This is a genomic window from Anabaena sp. WFMT (assembly GCF_051781005.1).
Taxonomy (GTDB): domain Bacteria; phylum Cyanobacteriota; class Cyanobacteriia; order Cyanobacteriales; family Nostocaceae; genus Anabaena.
In genome coordinates, this window is sequence record NZ_JBPWOA010000002.1 from 708595 (window position 1) to 725153 (window position 16559).

Annotated in this window: 16 protein-coding genes, 1 tRNA gene and 2 pseudogenes; 13 read left to right on the forward strand and 6 right to left on the reverse strand. The window is 39.4% G+C overall.

Going from position 1 to position 16559, the window contains the following annotated elements:
* Positions 1–6 precede the first annotated feature (6 nt).
* Together ACSQ6I_RS03415 and coaBC are read left to right on the forward strand one after the other, a co-directional pair.
* A complete protein-coding gene (locus ACSQ6I_RS03415) occupies positions 7–792 on the forward strand; it encodes a hypothetical protein (RefSeq protein WP_438888895.1) in 786 nt (261 codons plus the stop codon).
* Positions 792–2003 carry a bifunctional phosphopantothenoylcysteine decarboxylase/phosphopantothenate--cysteine ligase CoaBC gene (coaBC, locus tag ACSQ6I_RS03420; RefSeq protein WP_438888897.1) on the forward strand — a complete coding sequence of 404 codons (1212 nt, stop codon included), beginning with the start codon at positions 792–794 and terminating at the stop codon, positions 2001–2003. Before ACSQ6I_RS03415 ends, coaBC begins: the two co-directional genes overlap by 1 nt.
* Before the next feature lie 184 nt (positions 2004–2187).
* Here coaBC and ACSQ6I_RS03425 read toward each other — a convergent pair whose 3' ends face one another.
* Together ACSQ6I_RS03425 and ACSQ6I_RS03430 are read right to left on the reverse strand one after the other, a co-directional pair.
* Positions 2188–2610: a PIN domain-containing protein gene (locus ACSQ6I_RS03425; protein WP_438888898.1), complete on the reverse strand. Its 423-nt coding sequence runs from the start codon at positions 2608–2610 to the stop codon at positions 2188–2190.
* A gap of 2 nt (positions 2611–2612) precedes the next feature.
* Complete coding sequence (locus tag ACSQ6I_RS03430) at positions 2613–2873, reverse strand: prevent-host-death family protein (RefSeq protein WP_438888899.1); 261 nt, start codon at positions 2871–2873, stop codon at positions 2613–2615.
* 427 nt (positions 2874–3300) lie between these two features.
* On the opposite strand from ACSQ6I_RS03430, the pseudogene ACSQ6I_RS03435 reads away from it, so the two are divergent.
* A pseudogene (locus tag ACSQ6I_RS03435) lies at positions 3301–3570 on the forward strand (tetratricopeptide repeat protein); the annotation flags it as partial.
* Here the strand turns inward: ACSQ6I_RS03435 and ACSQ6I_RS03440 are convergent.
* Positions 3561–4676: a transposase gene (locus ACSQ6I_RS03440; RefSeq protein ID WP_438888900.1), complete on the reverse strand. Its 1116-nt coding sequence runs from the start codon at positions 4674–4676 to the stop codon at positions 3561–3563. The pseudogene ACSQ6I_RS03435 and the gene ACSQ6I_RS03440 overlap by 10 nt on opposite strands.
* Before the next feature lie 232 nt (positions 4677–4908).
* On the opposite strand from ACSQ6I_RS03440, the gene ACSQ6I_RS03445 reads away from it, so the two are divergent.
* Entirely contained in the window at positions 4909–5838 is a 930-nt protein-coding gene (locus tag ACSQ6I_RS03445; protein WP_438888901.1) for a tetratricopeptide repeat protein, read from the forward strand.
* A gap of 120 nt (positions 5839–5958) precedes the next feature.
* Here ACSQ6I_RS03445 and ACSQ6I_RS03450 read toward each other — a convergent pair.
* From ACSQ6I_RS03450 to ACSQ6I_RS03460, 3 genes and pseudogenes are all read right to left on the reverse strand, one after another.
* Positions 5959–6183, reverse strand: a pseudogene (locus tag ACSQ6I_RS03450) (type II toxin-antitoxin system HicB family antitoxin).
* Between the two features lie 201 nt (positions 6184–6384).
* The gene (locus ACSQ6I_RS03455; RefSeq protein ID WP_438888902.1) at positions 6385–7206 is read right to left on the reverse strand and encodes a DUF2887 domain-containing protein; all 822 of its coding nucleotides are present in this window, start codon (positions 7204–7206) and stop codon (positions 6385–6387) included.
* Between the two features lie 251 nt (positions 7207–7457).
* Positions 7458–7544: transfer RNA gene (locus ACSQ6I_RS03460), tRNA-Ser, on the reverse strand.
* 105 nt (positions 7545–7649) lie between these two features.
* On the opposite strand from ACSQ6I_RS03460, the gene ACSQ6I_RS03465 reads away from it, so the two are divergent.
* The 9 genes from ACSQ6I_RS03465 (at position 7650) to ACSQ6I_RS03505 (ending at position 16487) form a co-directional block, all read left to right on the forward strand.
* Positions 7650–8018, forward strand: coding sequence for a 2Fe-2S iron-sulfur cluster-binding protein (locus ACSQ6I_RS03465; protein ID WP_323313431.1), 369 nt, complete (start codon positions 7650–7652; stop codon positions 8016–8018).
* A complete protein-coding gene (locus ACSQ6I_RS03470) occupies positions 8008–8619 on the forward strand; it encodes a thermonuclease family protein (protein ID WP_438888903.1) in 612 nt (203 codons plus the stop codon). The genes ACSQ6I_RS03465 and ACSQ6I_RS03470 overlap by 11 nt, the downstream gene beginning before the upstream one ends.
* A gap of 85 nt (positions 8620–8704) precedes the next feature.
* Complete coding sequence (locus tag ACSQ6I_RS03475) at positions 8705–9514, forward strand: inositol monophosphatase family protein (RefSeq protein WP_438888904.1); 810 nt, start codon at positions 8705–8707, stop codon at positions 9512–9514.
* A gap of 89 nt (positions 9515–9603) precedes the next feature.
* Complete coding sequence (locus ACSQ6I_RS03480; RefSeq protein ID WP_438888905.1) at positions 9604–10533, forward strand: J domain-containing protein; 930 nt, start codon at positions 9604–9606, stop codon at positions 10531–10533.
* Positions 10533–11744: an ATP phosphoribosyltransferase regulatory subunit gene (locus ACSQ6I_RS03485; protein WP_438888906.1), complete on the forward strand. Its 1212-nt coding sequence runs from the start codon at positions 10533–10535 to the stop codon at positions 11742–11744. Before ACSQ6I_RS03480 ends, ACSQ6I_RS03485 begins: the two co-directional genes overlap by 1 nt.
* 217 nt (positions 11745–11961) lie before the next feature.
* Complete coding sequence (locus ACSQ6I_RS03490; RefSeq protein WP_015212629.1) at positions 11962–12189, forward strand: indolepyruvate ferredoxin oxidoreductase subunit alpha; 228 nt, start codon at positions 11962–11964, stop codon at positions 12187–12189.
* A 106-nt stretch (positions 12190–12295) separates the two neighbouring features.
* Positions 12296–13024 (forward strand): ABC transporter ATP-binding protein, encoded by a 729-nt coding sequence (locus tag ACSQ6I_RS03495; RefSeq protein WP_438888907.1) that lies wholly within the window; start codon positions 12296–12298, stop codon positions 13022–13024.
* A gap of 222 nt (positions 13025–13246) precedes the next feature.
* On the forward strand, positions 13247–13786 hold the full coding sequence (locus ACSQ6I_RS03500; protein ID WP_438888908.1) for a GAF domain-containing protein: 540 nt from the start codon (positions 13247–13249) through the stop codon (positions 13784–13786).
* 397 nt (positions 13787–14183) lie between these two features.
* A complete protein-coding gene (locus ACSQ6I_RS03505; RefSeq protein ID WP_438888909.1) occupies positions 14184–16487 on the forward strand; it encodes a TOMM precursor leader peptide-binding protein in 2304 nt (767 codons plus the stop codon).
* The last annotated feature ends 72 nt before the right edge of the window (positions 16488–16559 follow it).

The window sequence follows — 16559 nt, forward strand, 5'->3', positions numbered from 1 at the left end:
CTATCAATGCACTTTTTAATTAATGAACTTTCTTTTGTTGGACAAGCTGCCAATGATTATGAAGCTGATGAATTAATGAAAACCATTTTTAAAATAATTGCAGAAATAAGTGTTCTCCAAAATGATGATCCAATTCAAACTCATAGTAGTTTTGCTTCTCAAAATATAACCCCTGAATTAACTGTAAGTCAATGGATTTTTAAACAGAAAAATTCAAAAAATTCTGATCAACAAAAAATCGCTAGGATTTTACTAATACTTTTAAGTAAAGGTCCTTTTATAGATGTACAAGGTTTAATAGATGATTGTGAATGTTTTTATCAAAAAAAATGTGTTTCATCAACTTCATTAGCTGGTGCTGCTGTGCTTGAAGGGGTATTAATTAGTTTGCAAAATAATTCTGACTTTAGTAACGAAAATATTGAAGTTGAATTCCAGGAATGTACAAATCCTGTTGAAAATATAATTATCAAAAACCTAACTGAAATTAAACACGCTATAAAAATATGCCCTCGTTATAAACTTCATTCTAAACATGATCTTTTAGGTTATTGGGAAAATGCTACTCCTATGGATTTAAGAGATGAAGAATCTCAAAAAGTTTTAAATAGTTCTATAGGGAATAGTAATGAAAATAGTGAAAAACGTTATGGATTTAATAAGGAAAAAGATCAATTTTATGTGTTTCATTCAGATAATAGTTTTGATGAACAAGGTTATCCAACTTATCATGGCTTTCCAATCCCTGAAAATCAAGTTCCTGCTGAAATACTAATTAAAATAAAGAGATAATGCCATTTTTTTTAAATCCCAAATCCAGACGGGTTCTGATTGCTGTAGGCGGCGGTATAGCCGCCTATAAAGTCTGTGAATTGGTTTCTACTCTGTTTAAATCTGGGGTAGAAGTGCGAGTCATTCTCACTAAATCTGCTCAAGAATTTATTACACCTTTGACTTTAGCTACTTTATCTCGTCATCGCACTTATACTGATGATGATTTCTGGCAACCAATTTATTCTCGTCCATTACATATTGAGTTGGGTGAGTGGGCTGATTTAATTGTGATTGCGCCTTTAACTGCTAATACGTTAGCTAAGTTAGCCTATGGAATGGCGGATAATTTGTTAACAAATACTGTTTTAGCTTCTACTTGTCCCGTGTTGTTAGCACCAGCGATGAATACGGATATGTGGGAACAGATAGCGGTGCAAAGGAATTGGCTACAGTTATTGACAGATGTTAGATTTTATGGTACGGGAACGGGTTCTGGATTGTTGGCGTGCGATCGCATCGGTGCTGGTAGAATGGCAGAACCCGCAGAAATATTTGTTTATATTCAATCTTTATTACACACCCAAGGAACCAGAGATTTAGCCGGGAAACAGGTTTTAATCAGTGCTGGGGGAACGCGAGAATATTTAGATCCTGTGCGCTTTATTGGTAATCCCTCAACGGGTAAAATGGGTTTAGCATTGGCACAGGCAGCACTGCACAGAGGCGCAAAAGTAATATTAGTCCATTGCCCAGCAAGTTGGGATGTACCTTTGGGAGTAGAAGCTATTGAGGTAGTTAGCGCAGATCAAATGCAGCAGGTGATGTTAGAACGTTTAGCCAATGCAGATATCATCGTTATGTCTGCCGCAGTTGCAGATGTAAAGCCTAGAGATTATAGTACCGAAAAATTGCCCAAGCGATCGCTTCCCAAAAATCTACCACTAGCACCAGTACCGGATATTGTCGCTGAATTAGGAAATCGTAAACAACCCCATCAATTATTAATAGGTTTTGCAGCACAAACAGGGGATATTATCACACCTGCGCGGGAAAAATTGCAAAGAAAGAAATTAGATGCAATTGTAGCAAATCCTATTGATAAAGTTGATAGTGGTTTTGGCAGTGATAACAATCAAGCTGTGTTTTTAGATAAGCATGGAAAAGAGTTAGAAATTCCGGCTTGCTCTAAGTTGGAAATGGCGCATTATTTATTTGATTTTGTTGTTTAATGAAATAAAATCACATTCTATTGTTCTTCTACTTCTGATAGATTAATATAGCGTTTATCGTTTGAGTGAGATACAAGAACCCCACCCCCAACCCCCTCCCCGCAAGCGAGGAGGGAGCTATTATGGCTATAATGTACATCATTAAAGTGTACACTGCTGTAATTAGAATTTTATAAGTGCGAAATCAATTACTACCTAAATAAATTTCTACGTTTCGAGTGTTCCATGTAGCAATCCCAATTCCAAAAAAATCTTGATCTTCTGTCCATATTGGACAATTTAAAGATAAAGAAAGAGCAACTATTGTCCAGTCTTTTATATCTCTTTCTTGTATTCGTCGTTTAGCATCATACTCATATTCACTATAAATTTCATCAGCTATTGGTATGACTACCTTTGTTAGTTTCTCAATAGCAGTTAAAAATGGATCTAATGGAAGATTCCGTTTTTGTAAAATTTTGGGTAAATGCTCATTTAACTCATCATAGCAGGAAGCGGGAGTAACAAAACTACAGTCATAATTGTATTTATCTAATAAGTTGGGAACACGTTCTGCTAATATTGCCCGAATGAGAATATTAGTATCCAGAACAATTAACTTTCTCATCGTTATATTGTACTTTCTTTAGCATTCTGGAAATCAGCAAGTAATTCATCTTCACTAATACCTCTTGTTTCCAGCAATTGTTTGATTTTTTGTACTGCTGCTTGTAAAGCCATTAAATCTTGTTTTTGAGGAGTAGGTTGTGTTGGTATGTAGTAACCTATTGGGACTCCATGAGAAGTAATTGCAATTGGTTCAGATGTTTGTTGTGTGTATTTGTGTAAATTGGCACGAAATTCTTTGATTCCTACAGATTGGATGTCCATAATAGTGAATTGATAAATTGTGTACACTTGAGTACACTATAACATGAATTTTGAATTATTGATAATCAAGCGGTATTTTTAGATAAAGAAGGAAGAGAGATAGAAATTCCGGCTTGTTCTAAATTAGAAATGGCGCATTATTTATTTGATTTTGTAGTTGGTTAATGATAGCAATTTGCAGGTAAAGGAAGGATATTTTGATTCAGGTTTCGCGCAATCTCCGTTAGGAGATCCCGTAGGGTAGACACAAAAGAGCAAAGGCGCAACGCCACGAAATAAGTTAATTTAGGGTGTCGTATAAATATATGAAAGGTTCTGTATTTCATTTACCTGGAATACGCTGTAAATTGATATTTGGTATTTTTGCCTCTTCATGGGGAATACTAAAATTAGCTTACTTCTCATATCCGAGCCAAATTATACCAATATGGACTGGACAAAACCACTAAAAGCCCAACAGACTGATTTTATTCAAAGACTTAAATCTAGTGACTTCCTGCATTGTGACAAACAAGGCCAGCACAGTGAACTAACCGTCATATCTGGAGAGAGGTTAAAGCAATTACGGGATTTTTGCTGGGAGATGGCTGAAAAATATAGACGCACTTCTTCAAATCCTATTCGTGATGTCTTTATCAACAACATGAAAGGAAAACTGGGTGAAGAAGTGGTCAAAACCCGGTTAGCTCATATCTTGCACCTGGAAATAGTAATGTCAATTCCGTGACTAAATGCTAGAGGACGAAGGCGTTCAATATCAAGTAATAATAAAGACAATAATAAAATAGGAAAAAAAGTGGACAGAGCAAGAAAAGCAGCTTGACCCCAATCAAGAGTATGAGGATAATATTCAGCTAAATAAGTCCAATGTGCTAATAAATAGGCAGTCACAGATAAGATTAACCAACGATAAATACCCAAGAGAGTACATTGTCCAAATTTGTCTAAACCAAAGCGATGTTTAGCAGTTTTAAACCATCCTTCTATTTGCCATCTTCGCTTACCCCACCAAGAGATAGTTGCAGCCTTGAGTGGTATTGTAGAAATAACATATCTCTTGATAAACACACCTTTATCAGTTTTGAAATAATACCAAGAAATAGTAACAGGAAAATCTAAACCAACAAGTTTTAACTGTTGTCCACGATGACATAAATCCTTAACTGAGCGACCATCAACCAATTTACGATTACAAGCAATTCCGAGAATAGCGTGATATTTAAGTTGACGAATACCATGAATAAACTCCTTAGTACCAAAAGCCGAGTCAGCCAGGATTTTCAGATGAAATTGCCTGGTAAGTTGTTTCGGTAAACGACATACCATTTTTAAAGCTAATTGAGCTGGAGTTGTTGAACATGAACCTCTCCACACCCGGAAATTCCAAGGAATACGCCATTGTCCAACAACTAAATACAAGACAACTAGATGTAAGCCTCGTTTATGATTGTAAATAGTAATTAAGTGGTTAAAAGCCTTAAATTTACCTGTTTTTTCTAAGGTAGTTAGATCAATGATTACTTGTAAGAATGGTTTACGTCCCCGTCTGCATTCACTCAAAATTAGTTCAATTACTGTTCGACGCAGATGACGAATTATTTGACGAGTAGACCAGTTATAGTGATTTAGAAATCGGCTTAAAGCACTTTCTGATTTAGTTTTACTGTAATGTGGTAAAGGTTTTCCTTGAGCTTCTAGAAATAATCCTAGCATTGCTTCTAAGCTATCTCGTTGATAGTGGGTAGGCATGAATGCTAGGATTGTGCACATTAAGGAATGGACACGGGCAAGAGTTGCTTCCATAGTTCTTGCTATTTATGTTGTTTAATACACCCTTTTTCGCATTTTTACTAATCAATTTAAATTATCTTTGTGCAGATTTAATTACTGCTAGTTTTGTGTATGTTAGCAGTTATTTTATGTAGACTATATGTTATTTATTGTCTCAGTATTTTAATTTATTTATCCAAGTCTGGATGTTATTTTTATTCTCTCATTTTCGGTTAATACTGTCTCCCTTAACCAGGTGCAAGATATGAGGTTAGGTAATTTTGTCACAGAAGTTGACTATGAAAAGCGCGTTGGTGGTGATGGAAAAGTTGATTTTACCCTCACTTCTGACTCATCAGTGGGTATTCAGGTGAAAGCCCGTAATGGTAAATTTGATGAAATTAAATGGACAATTAGCCAAGAAGAAATTGAAAAAAATGCGGTTCTCGTTTGTATTTTAATTCAAGAAGAAGTGAGCGAGTCTCAAAATGAATACAATTTGATTTTGGCAGGATTTTTAGCAACTAATATGATTAAATCTATTAATGGTAAAGCCTTGGTAGGGATAAATGAATTACTTTATTCTGGGGGTTTACGCTGCTATTTAGAGAGTTTGGCATCTTCTGAAACTGATGAATATATGCGCTTGGGTGCTGAGTGTTTTGAGAAAAAAGATTATCGAGGTGCTGTTAATTATTATTCTCAAGTATTGCAACTGCAACCAAATAATGTAGATGCTTACAACCAACGGGGACGTGCCATGTATTATTTAGGAGATAAGGATGGTGCAATTAAGGATTTTAACCAAGCTATTAGGATTGATCCTAACTTTGCTAATGCTTACAACGGTCGAGGAGTTAGCTGTTCTGAATTAGGAGATAAACAGGGTGCAATTGAGGATTACACTCAGGCTATCAAAATTGATCCTCAATATACAGATGCTTACAACAACCGAGGTTTTGATCGTTATGAATTAGGAGATAAACAGGGTGCGATTGAGGATTACACTCAGGCTATCAAAATTCATCCTCAATATACAGATGCTTACTGGAAAAGAGGTATTGCTCGTTCTGATTTAGGAGCGAAGCGGCGTGCAATTCATGATTTCCAAAAAGCAGCAGATATATACAAAAAAGAAGGTCAGGAAAAAGACTATCAAGATGCTATGGAGGAAATCAGAAAGTTGCGCCAATAATAAATTTATGTCAACAGTTTAGTAATAAAAAATGTAGGTTAGTTTAGGCAGTCGCAACCCAACAAAAAATAACCAATGTTGGGTTTCATTGCTTCAACCCAACCTACATTAATATATAAATTATGCCACCTTCAAGGACTTACCTAAAACTTGTGGTTCTGGAAGAGGTTCACCATCTGCCAAACAAGACTAAACCAACATTTCCAACACCTCCTGACCATTTTTTAAAGCTTCTTCGTAAGTTTCTCCATGAGTACAAGGCTGCATTACATTAGTAAAATCAGGTAGTAAAACTACATAACATTGATCTTCCTCAGACCATTGAATAATTATTGTATATTTCATTCCTCTGGTTTCTCCTGTTCATCTGCTGCGACAGATTCGCTCTAAAATAGTTGCTTCTGGTAAGCCTTTATTAAATGAAGAGGAAATAAAAAAGGAACTTGCTATTCGCAGAGGTGGACTAAACTAGTGCAGAAATATCAATTAAAGGAGGATTATAGCCGTTTATCTCCTCTTTTGAGCCTCTGCGCCTCTGCGTGAGACTTACCCCCTTACTTCATCTTGTAACCACCCTTCCAAATCAACCAAAGTAGAGAAATCCAACAAAGCATCACCTAACGCTTCCAAGCGTTCCAGCGACAAAGCCTGAATTTTGGACAGAAGCAAATCGGGAATATTACCCAATCGGCGATTTAATAGTCGGAGAATAATCTTTCTTTCTCCTTCTTCTCTCGCATCTCGCAAAGCCCTCGGTTCTTCCAAATTTAGTCCCAACATAGCTTCAATCTCCTCTCGGCTCAGGTTAGAAAACTTGTAGACAATTATCGTCGTCACCAATTCTATTATCGCTTGTTCCGATTGTTGCTGTGCTTGCTCTAGCAAAAATTGCGCGGCTTCCACTGCTTCCGTTTCAGGAACCGTAGTCAGCAACATCAAACCCAATCCCAGTGGTTGCTGTTGTACCTTCCCTAACTCATCCAGATATACCCGTCGCACTTGGCCACTTTCCAACAAAGCACGATGAATCGTTGAGTTAGAAGGTTCCAAACTCCGAGAACCGAAAATTATCACCCCAGACCAATCATCATAACGGATAGAATGCCGATACAGAAACAAAAACAACTCTGAAAAGAAGCGATGATACCAATCATCATCCTTTTGAAACTGCACCTCAGCAAAAAATACAGTTTTAGAAACTGCATCACGAGGAGGTAGAAATACACCATCAATCCGAAATGCTGTTTCCTTCACCTCCACCGATTCAAACTGGTATTGCTTTGCTTCTGAGGGTGGTTCGTCCACCAATTCAAACAGCAAACCCGGAAATTGCTTAAATAACTTGTAAAATATCGAGTCCCGGCGCATTGTTATTACTCTACAGCGTCCAAATCATGATTGTAAAGCTTAAGACATCAGGATTAGCGATCGATCGCACTCCTCCTTTGCGTCTTCCCTGCGGGACGCTACGCGAATGCGCCTTTGCGTGAGACTTACCGATTGTTGGTGCGATCTAACAAAAACTGTACTGCTTCAGTTTCAAGAACCATAGTCAACAAAACCCAATCCCAACTGTAAAACTTAATGCATCTGGATTAGCGATGTTGTAATATTCTGAACGGAGAGGGAGGGATTCGAACCCTCGTATACATTACTGCATAACAGACTTTCCAGGTCTGCGCCTTCAACCACTCGGCCACCTCTCCAGGGGTCACGAATCATCATATTAAAACAAAAATGCAAAAAATGCAATATTAATAGAAGACTTTCTTAAAATAAATCTCAGAGTCCACATCTTTCAGCAAAACAAAATGGTTCAGACGCATACAATTAGAGTTCACGATCGCGCTACCGGCACATCATACAGCCTGCAAGTGCCAGAAGACCGTTATATTCTGCACACAGCCGAACACCAAGGAATAGAACTACCCTTTTCTTGCCGCAATGGCGCTTGTACAACTTGCGCTGTTAGAGTTCTCTCAGGAGACCTTTATCAACCAGAAGCCATTGGACTATCTCCCGATTTACGCCGCAAAGGTTACGCTTTGCTATGTGTGAGTTATGCCCGTTCCGACTTGGAAGTAGAAACACAAGACGAAGATGAAGTCTATGAACTCCAGTTTGGGCGCTTTTTTGGTAAAGGTAAAGTTAAAGCAGGTTTACCTTTAGATGAAGACTAGTACAAGGCAGAAGGCAGGGTGCAGATATTTAAAAGTGGAGATAGCGGCTTTAGAGAGGCTTCTGAGGGTCTTGATTCGCAAAATAGGCTTCATTCTCTGTTTGCTAGTTTTAGTAGGTTGTCAAACCAAAAATCAGCCTACGAACATTCCCTCAGAAGTAAAAGTAGCGCGGGTTGTTAGTGGACAGACCTTAGAAGTGCTAGGTATGGCAGAACAACCCAATTTAATTTCCCAAGTGCGCTTAATTGGTGTAGATGCACCAGATTTAGGCCAACTTCCTTGGGGGGATGATGCTAAAGAACTTTTAAACAGCTTGCTTGGTGATGGTAATGCAGAAAAATCTATCAAGTTAGAGTTTGACTTAGAAGCCAAAGATAAATTTGACAGAACTTTGGTTTATGCGTGGAAAGATCAGGTTTTGTTGAATGAACAAGTACTCAAACAAGGGTATGCTCTATTTGTAGCGCGATCGCCCAATCACAAATACGACCAACGCCTAGAACGCGCCCAACAATGGGCTAGACTCATGGGACAGGGAATTTGGAACCCAGAAAAACCCATGCGTTTAACTCCCGGTGAATTTCGCCGCTTATATCGTTGAAACAGTTGACAGTTGACAGTTGACAAAGAATAATTATTCACCAATCACCAATCACCAATGACTAATGACTAATCACCAATAACCAATGACCAACTTACAAATTTTTCTAGATATTGCTACCGAAGCAGCTTTAGCGGCTGGTGTAATTTTGCAAGATTATTTAGGTAAAGTAGAAGACGCAATTACAGAAAAAGGACGACCTGGTGATTTAGTCACCGCAGCTGACAAAGCTTCAGAAAAAGTCATTTTAGAAATTTTGCGTCGTCACTTTCCTCAACATTCCATCCTCGCCGAAGAATCAGGAAAACTGGGAAATCAAGATAATGAATACCTTTGGGCGATTGATCCTCTAGATGGTACAACCAACTACGCCCATCAATATCCCTGTTTTGCAGTTTCCATTGGCTTATTTATTAATGGTGTACCGCAAATTGGTGTCATTTATGACCCTTTCCATAATGAACTATTCCGGGCTGCTGCGGGTTTGGGTGCAACACGCAACCGTCGTCCTATTAAAGTTTCTCAAACCGCTGAACTGAATAAAAGTTTATTGACAACAGGATTCGCTTATGATCGCCGGGAAACTACTGATAACAACTATGCAGAATTTTGTCATCTCACCCATCTTACCCAAGGAGTGAGGCGGGGCGGTTCAGCTGCTCTAGATTTGGCTTATGTTGCTTGCGGTCGTGTTGATGCTTACTGGGAAAGAGGTATTGCACCTTGGGATATTGCCGCTGGTATAATTTTATTACAAGAAGCTGGTGGCAAAGTCACAGCTTATGATGGTACTGCTTTTAAAATCGAGTCTGGGAGAATTCTCGCTACCAATGGTTATATTCACAACAGTCTCAGTCAGGAACTCATGCAAGTCACACCTCTCCCTAATAGGTGAGATAGAAAAATTGCTGACAACTGACCATTAAATATTACAGGCAGGGTAAACTATAGAAAATTGCTGCTTGGGTGCAACGCTTAAATATTATGTCCTTAAAAATAGATGGTGGACTATTTAAATATGATTTCATAGATTATCACGCAATTTTGTGTGTCCCGGTTGACGCAGATGCTAAAGAAGTTCGCAAACGCTATCTCAAAATTGCCCGTCGATTGCACCCAGATAGTACTGTTGTTACCAAAAGTTCTGATAAAGATATAGCAAATCAATTATTATCTAAGCTGGTTAATCCTGCTTACGAAAAACTGTCTGTAGAACGTAATCGCGCCGAATATAGTTTAATTTTGTCGCAAATAGGCAAGCGTTTAGCACAAGAGTCAACATCAATAGAACTCAGTACTGATATAGCTAAACAATTAGCGATCGCACCGAATATAGACTTGTTGTACAAAAGTGAAGTTGCTAAAATTGCCGACACTCAATTTAATGAGTTGCAACAAGCAGCCCAATTTATTAGCCAAATTAGTGAATTGAACTTAGTGTACCTAATGCGGCGTGCAGGGCGGTTAATGACAACGCCTCAAACTCCCCAATCTACAAGTAAATCCAGCACACCACCACCATCACCACCACCACCTAAAGAAGACTCACCTGTAGAACAATATCTCCGTCGCGCTCAAATTCTAATTGAGAAAAACCAATTTACCCAAGCCAAAGTAGAATTACAGGATGCCTTGAAGCTGGAACCAAAAAATAGTCGCTGCCATAGCTTGATGGCAATCATCTATTTACGGCAAAATCAGCTAAAAATGGCAAGAATTCACTTTGAAAACGCATTGAGATTAAATCCCCAAGACAAAATTGCTTTGGAGTGGAAACCTAAGGTAGACCAGGCTATGGGGATAAAATCCGGTACTGTTCAAGTGGATTCATCTCCAAATACAGGAGATAATCAACCAGATAATTCTGGAAATGGTGGTTTGTTTGGTGGTTTGTTTGGTGGGAAGAAAAAATAATGGTGTATCAACCAGCAGCGGGAGCTAGGGATTTATTGCCCTTAGATGTGGCTCAAAAACGCTGGATTGAAGATAGGTTACAACAAGTTTTTCATCGTTGGGGATATCACAGGATTATCACCTCAACTTTGGAACGAATGGATACCCTGATGGCTGGTGAAGCAATTCAGCGCCAAATGGTGATTCAATTGCAAAATGGACAAGATGAGGAATTGGGTTTACGTCCAGAACTCACAGCTTCGATTGCGCGGACAGTTGTCACTCGCATGGCAGATGCTACCTATCCCCAACGGCTGTATTACAATGCTAATGTGTTTCGCCGTAACTGGGAAAAGCGACATAATCGTCAGCAAGAATATTATCAAGCTGGGGTAGAGTTGCTCGGATCAGGTGGGTTGCTGGCAAATGCAGAAGTACTGCTGTTGATAGGCAATTGTTTAGAAGCTTTGGATTTGCAGGGCTGGCATTTAATCTTAGGTGAAGCGGGAATTACCAAATCGCTGCTTGATGCTTTTCCGACTCATCTAAGAAGTAAAGTGCGGAGTGCGATCGCTCATCTTGACCGTGTAACTCTAGATACTTTGCCCCTTGGAGACGAACTGCATGAACGCGCTAAAATCATGCTCGATTTGCGCGGCAATAGTGCAGATGTCTTGCAAAAAGTCAGTAGTTTACATCTAGATGCAGACCAACAAGAGGCAGTAAATAACCTCAAATCCTTGGTAGAATTACTAGAATCAGAGGGTAAATTCCCCTTAATTCTCGACTTGAGCCTAATTCAAACTATTGACTATTACACAGGAATTGTGTTTGAAGTAGTCAGTGATACCGATGGGCAAGCTCAAGTTTTAGGGCGTGGTGGTCGTTATGATCAGTTGTTAGGGCTATATCATCCCCAAGGCGATAATATACCCGGAATTGGGTTTGAACTAAATATTGATGTTTTATACCAAGTTCTATCATCTACTCAGCAATTACCACAGAGTACCCCAGCGAGTAACTGGTTAGTAGTTCCAGAAAGCAAGAGTGCTGATGCTGCTGCCTTTGCCTATGCCCAAAAATTACGAGAATCTAGTGATTTAGTGCGGGTAGAAATGGAATTGGGGGGCAGGAATGCAGAGGCTATTCGTCAATATGCCAAAGAAAGAGCGATCGCACAAATTGCCTGGATTCAAGCCGATGGATCACCCACAATTGAAGCAGTAAGTTAACAGATTTGTAAGAATTCAGGAGTCAGCCCTTCGGCTTGTCTTCGACACACTACGTGAACGCTCAGGGCAAGGAGTCAGGAGAAAGAAGGAAGGATGAAGAATATTTTTCTCTTCTGTTCCCTGCTATATCAAAGATTATGTATCCTGAATCCTTACACAGATTTACAAATTGTCAACCTAGAAACTGCTGATTTATTAAAGAGAGGGAATCGAGAAAATGCCACATACAATTGTGACTGACGTTTGTGAAGGCGTGGCTGACTGCGTAGCAGCTTGTCCTGTAGCTTGCATTCATGACGGCCCAGGTAAAAACGTCAAAGGCACCGATTGGTACTGGATTGACTTTGCTACCTGTATCGACTGTGGCATCTGTTTACAAGTTTGCCCAGTAGAAGGAGCAATTTTGGCAGAAGAAAGACCAGAATTGCAAAAAATAGTAGATTAGGAAACTGGGGACTGGGGAATGGGGACTGGGGAAATGTTTATCTTTTTTCTGACTCCTGACTCCTGACTCCTGACTCCTGCATCCAATTACCTATTCCTAATAACTTATGACAATTAATTATTTATTAGAAGTTGAAAATGTCCATGCCGGATATATTAAAGATGTAGATATCTTGCAAGGTATAAATTTCCGCGTTGAAGCAGGAGAATTAGTTACAGTAATTGGTCCCAACGGTGCGGGTAAATCCACGTTAGCAAAAACAATTTTTGGACTTTTGACACCCCACACAGGCACAATTACCTTTAAAGGGGAAAATATTACAGGTTTGAAATCAAATCAAATCGTCCAACGGGGGATGTGCTACGTTCCTCAAATAGCCAACGTTTTTCCTTCCTTGACGATTGAAGAAAATCTAGAAATGGGGGCGTTTGTACGGAATATTCCCCTGAAACCTCTGAAGGATAAAATATTTGCGATGTTCCCAAGATTAAGCGATCGCCGTCGTCAACGGGCTGGGACTCTCTCAGGAGGGGAAAGGCAGATGTTAGCAATGGGTAAAGCTTTAATGTTAGAACCCAGTTTACTGCTGTTAGATGAACCTTCTGCGGCTTTATCCCCCATCTTAGTAACGCAAGTATTTGAGCAGATTAAACAAATTAACCAATCAGGTACAGCCATCGTCCTAGTAGAACAAAATGCTCGTAAAGCTTTAGAAATGGCAGATCGTGGTTGTGTATTAGAATCGGGACGGGATGCTATTACTGGGCCGGGATTGGAATTGTTACACGATCCCAAAGTAGGAGAATTGTATTTGGGTGCAGGCAAAGGACATTAAGAGACTTCCAACTAAAAAAATATCCCGTCGTTGTGACGGCAGGGGGGCAGGGAGCAGGCTTGCCCTGAGCGAAGTCGAAGGGGAGCAGGGGGAAGAAAAGTCGCTTTGATTTGGTGAAATTGGATCATCTTTTTTGTGGAGTTCTCTAAAACCCTCTGTTCATCAGTCTGATAAGTTATTATGTGAAACCAAAGCAATTTACTCAGTCTTTATTTTAAACCTGTGCAAATTCATTCTCACTCAGAATTTGAACATATCCCAAATCGGCATAGTGAACAGGGTTTGCGAAGATTGCTCAAGCGCCTTGTTAGCAAAATGCAGCGGGATGAGTTAGTCCGACAGACTATGAATCAACTTAGAGAATCACTCCAGGTTGACCGTGTAGTTTTGTATTACTTTTATGAGAAATGGCAAGGACAGGTAACATTTGAATCTTTGAGTGCTGAGGAATTCTCGATTTTAGGTTCAACTGGAGCAGATGATTGTTTTAACAACGAGTATGCTGCTTTGTACTTAGCAGGAAGAGTAAGAGCGATCGCTAATATAGAAATAGAACCTATCGAAACTTGTCACCGAAATTTTCTTCGCAGCATCCAAGTTCGCTCTAACCTAGTAGTACCGATTGTGATACCAAAAGGTCTATGGGGTCTATTAGCCGCACACCATTGTCAAGCACTTCGTGATTGGTCGCCGGCAGATATTGAACTGATGCAAACAGCAGCCCATACTTTAGAAACAGATCCCAATATCTTAGAGAGCTAGTCCCTAGTTGATAATTTTCTAGACAAAACTATACACCTAATCCAATAAAATTAGCACTTACGCAAAAAAACCTCCAACTCTTATTTCTCCGTGTCCTCTGCGTCCTCTGCGGTTCGATATTCCGTAACTCGTCCGTAAGTCCTAAAAGTAGACATCGACCGAATTTAAATATGCTAGGACTTACGCATAGACAAAATCTATCAAATATGGGTTATGGATTTTATCTCTTGTAGAGTGTGGTTCGGCAAGCTCACCAGCCACGTCAGACCCGATAATTGAGCATCTAACAGACTTTTTCTATCTGACGCACCGCACTAATATACGATTCCCAAAGCCTGAAACTAGGTAATTTTTATGTAAAATTTGTACAATGCGTAAGTCTTAACAAATACAGAAAATGATCAACAAACCCCATTTCAAACATTGTTACTCTGTTGAAACTATAGAACCAGACCAGGTATTTCTTTTATCCGAGAGAGAGACAGTCTGTTTAAGCGATCGCCTTTCTTATCGCATAGCTTCTTTACTACAAGAACACGATTATAGCGTTGATGAAATTCTTGACATTATTCAATTAGAACTACTACCAGAACAGAAACCTACTCAAGAAACTAGTGACTTTTTCCAAAGTATTCTCAATCTCAGTATCAAAACCCAGTACGCCCTATTCCAAATGGAACAAAAAGGCTATTTGGTGGAACAAGATGACTCACTTCTCTCTCACTTAGCCATCTTCTGTTATCATCTCAATATTGCTCCCATAGTGGCTGCTCAACGACTACAATCAGCGAAAGTAGCAGTCAAAACCTTTGGTTCTTTTCCTAGCGACGACCTCATAAACATTCTGAAATCCCTGCATATTCAAGTAGCTGATGATGGAGATTTCACAGTCGTATTGACTGACGACTACCTACACCCTCAGCTAAAAGCATTTAATCAACAAGCCTTAAATTCTCAATCACCTTGGATGCTAGTCAATCCTTTAGGAACAACCCTCTGGATAGGGCCTATATTTAATCATCACACTACCGGGTGTTGGGAATGTCTAGCCCAAAGATTAAGGGATAATAGACCAGTTGCCAACTTTATCCAAAAACATAAACAGATTTCCTTATCTCCTCCGCTGGGATTCCTAGCTTCTACAATGCAAACAGCTTTAGGAATGGCAGCAACAGAAGTTTTCAAATGGATTATCCAAGGTGGAAATCAACAATTAGAAGGGACTTTATTAACCTATGATACCCTGACTCTCCAAACTCAAAAGCATATCTTCGTTAAGCGTCCCCAATGTCCTGATTGTGGAGAAATAGCCAATGAACAAAACAACCAACCCCTACCCATTATTTTAGGACACCGGAAGAAAAACTTTACTAAAGATGGAGGACATCGTTATTGTTCACCACAAGAAACTTTCAGAAAATATCAACATCATATTAGTCCTATTACAGGTGTTGTTCGAGAACTGCAAAAGATACCAGGTAATGGGTTAAACCATACATACATAGCAAAGCATCATTTTCTCAGCGTCTTTGATGATGTAGACAGCTTACGCCAAAATATTGGAGGTAGAAGTGCAGGAAAAGGTAGGACTGATATTCAAGCCAGGGTGAGCGGTTTCTGCGAAGCTATTGAAAGGTATTCTGGGGTATTTCAGGGAGATGAGATTAGACACAAAGGCAGTTACCAACAAATGGGAGACAAAGCTATTCATCCCAATACCTGTATGAATTTTAGCGAACAGCAATATCAGCATCGGGAACAATTGAATACCAAAAGTAAAGGTTGGTTTCAAAAAGTCCCTGAACCCTTTGATATAGAAAAAGAAATCGACTGGACACCAGTTTGGTCTTTAACCCATCAAGAATTCAAATATCTGCCAACGGCTTATTGCTATTATGGCTATTCTCAATCCCATAAACCTGACTGTTGGGCAGACTCTAATGGATGTGCGGCAGGTAATACACTCGAAGAGGCTATTCTCCAAGGATTTATGGAATTAGTTGAGCGTGATTGTGTAGCGTTGTGGTGGTATAACCATCTACAAAAACCTCAAGTAGATTTAGACAGTTTCAATCAGCCTTATTTCCAAGAACTGAAGAAATATTATCAAGCCATTAACAGAGAATTATGGGTTTTAGATATTACTAGTGACCTCAATATTCCGGCTTTCGCTGCTATTAGTCGCCGCACAGATCGAGAAATAGAAGATATTATTTTAGGGTATGGAACCCATTTTGACCCTCAGATTGCCATTAGTCGAGCTTTAACTGAAGTTAACCAAATTCTACCTAATGTTTTATCTGCTCAAGCGGATGGCAATACCCAATATCCCCCATCTGCTGATCCTCTGGCAATAGAATGGTGGAAATCTGCGACTGTAGCAAATCAACCTTATCTGCTTCCAGATGATCAGAGTATCCCGAAAATTTTTGCTGATTATCCCCAAGTAGCCAGTGATGATCTTCTCGAAGATATCAGGCTTTGTCAACAAATCGTTGAAAAAAATGGTCTGGAAATGCTAGTTCTAGATCAGACTCGTGCCGATATTGGGCTGAGAGTAGCTAAGGTAATTGTGCCAGGAATGCGACATATGTGGAAACGCTTAGGTACAGGACGGCTTTATGAAATTCCTATCACAATGGGTTGGTTGAAACAGTCTTTGACAGAAGACCAATTGAACCCCTATCCGATGTGGATGTGATTTACAGCAGAATTCAGCCCTTCGGCTTGTCTTCGACACACTACGTGAACGCTCAGGGCAAGGAGGCAGGAG

Coding starts and splice junctions, on each gene's coding strand:
- ACSQ6I_RS03415 (WP_438888895.1), top strand. CDS start 7: ATGCACTTTTTAATTAATGAACTTTCTTTTGTTGGACAAGCTGCCAAT.
- coaBC (WP_438888897.1), top strand. CDS start 792: ATGCCATTTTTTTTAAATCCCAAATCCAGACGGGTTCTGATTGCTGTA.
- ACSQ6I_RS03425 (WP_438888898.1), bottom strand. CDS start 2,610: ATGAGAAAGTTAATTGTTCTGGATACTAATATTCTCATTCGGGCAATA.
- ACSQ6I_RS03430 (WP_438888899.1), bottom strand. CDS start 2,873: ATGGACATCCAATCTGTAGGAATCAAAGAATTTCGTGCCAATTTACAC.
- ACSQ6I_RS03440 (WP_438888900.1), bottom strand. CDS start 4,676: ATGGAAGCAACTCTTGCCCGTGTCCATTCCTTAATGTGCACAATCCTA.
- ACSQ6I_RS03445 (WP_438888901.1), top strand. CDS start 4,909: ATGAGGTTAGGTAATTTTGTCACAGAAGTTGACTATGAAAAGCGCGTT.
- ACSQ6I_RS03455 (WP_438888902.1), bottom strand. CDS start 7,206: ATGCGCCGGGACTCGATATTTTACAAGTTATTTAAGCAATTTCCGGGT.
- ACSQ6I_RS03465 (WP_323313431.1), top strand. CDS start 7,650: ATGGTTCAGACGCATACAATTAGAGTTCACGATCGCGCTACCGGCACA.
- ACSQ6I_RS03470 (WP_438888903.1), top strand. CDS start 8,008: ATGAAGACTAGTACAAGGCAGAAGGCAGGGTGCAGATATTTAAAAGTG.
- ACSQ6I_RS03475 (WP_438888904.1), top strand. CDS start 8,705: ATGACCAACTTACAAATTTTTCTAGATATTGCTACCGAAGCAGCTTTA.
- ACSQ6I_RS03480 (WP_438888905.1), top strand. CDS start 9,604: ATGTCCTTAAAAATAGATGGTGGACTATTTAAATATGATTTCATAGAT.
- ACSQ6I_RS03485 (WP_438888906.1), top strand. CDS start 10,533: ATGGTGTATCAACCAGCAGCGGGAGCTAGGGATTTATTGCCCTTAGAT.
- ACSQ6I_RS03490 (WP_015212629.1), top strand. CDS start 11,962: ATGCCACATACAATTGTGACTGACGTTTGTGAAGGCGTGGCTGACTGC.
- ACSQ6I_RS03495 (WP_438888907.1), top strand. CDS start 12,296: ATGACAATTAATTATTTATTAGAAGTTGAAAATGTCCATGCCGGATAT.
- ACSQ6I_RS03505 (WP_438888909.1), top strand. CDS start 14,184: ATGATCAACAAACCCCATTTCAAACATTGTTACTCTGTTGAAACTATA.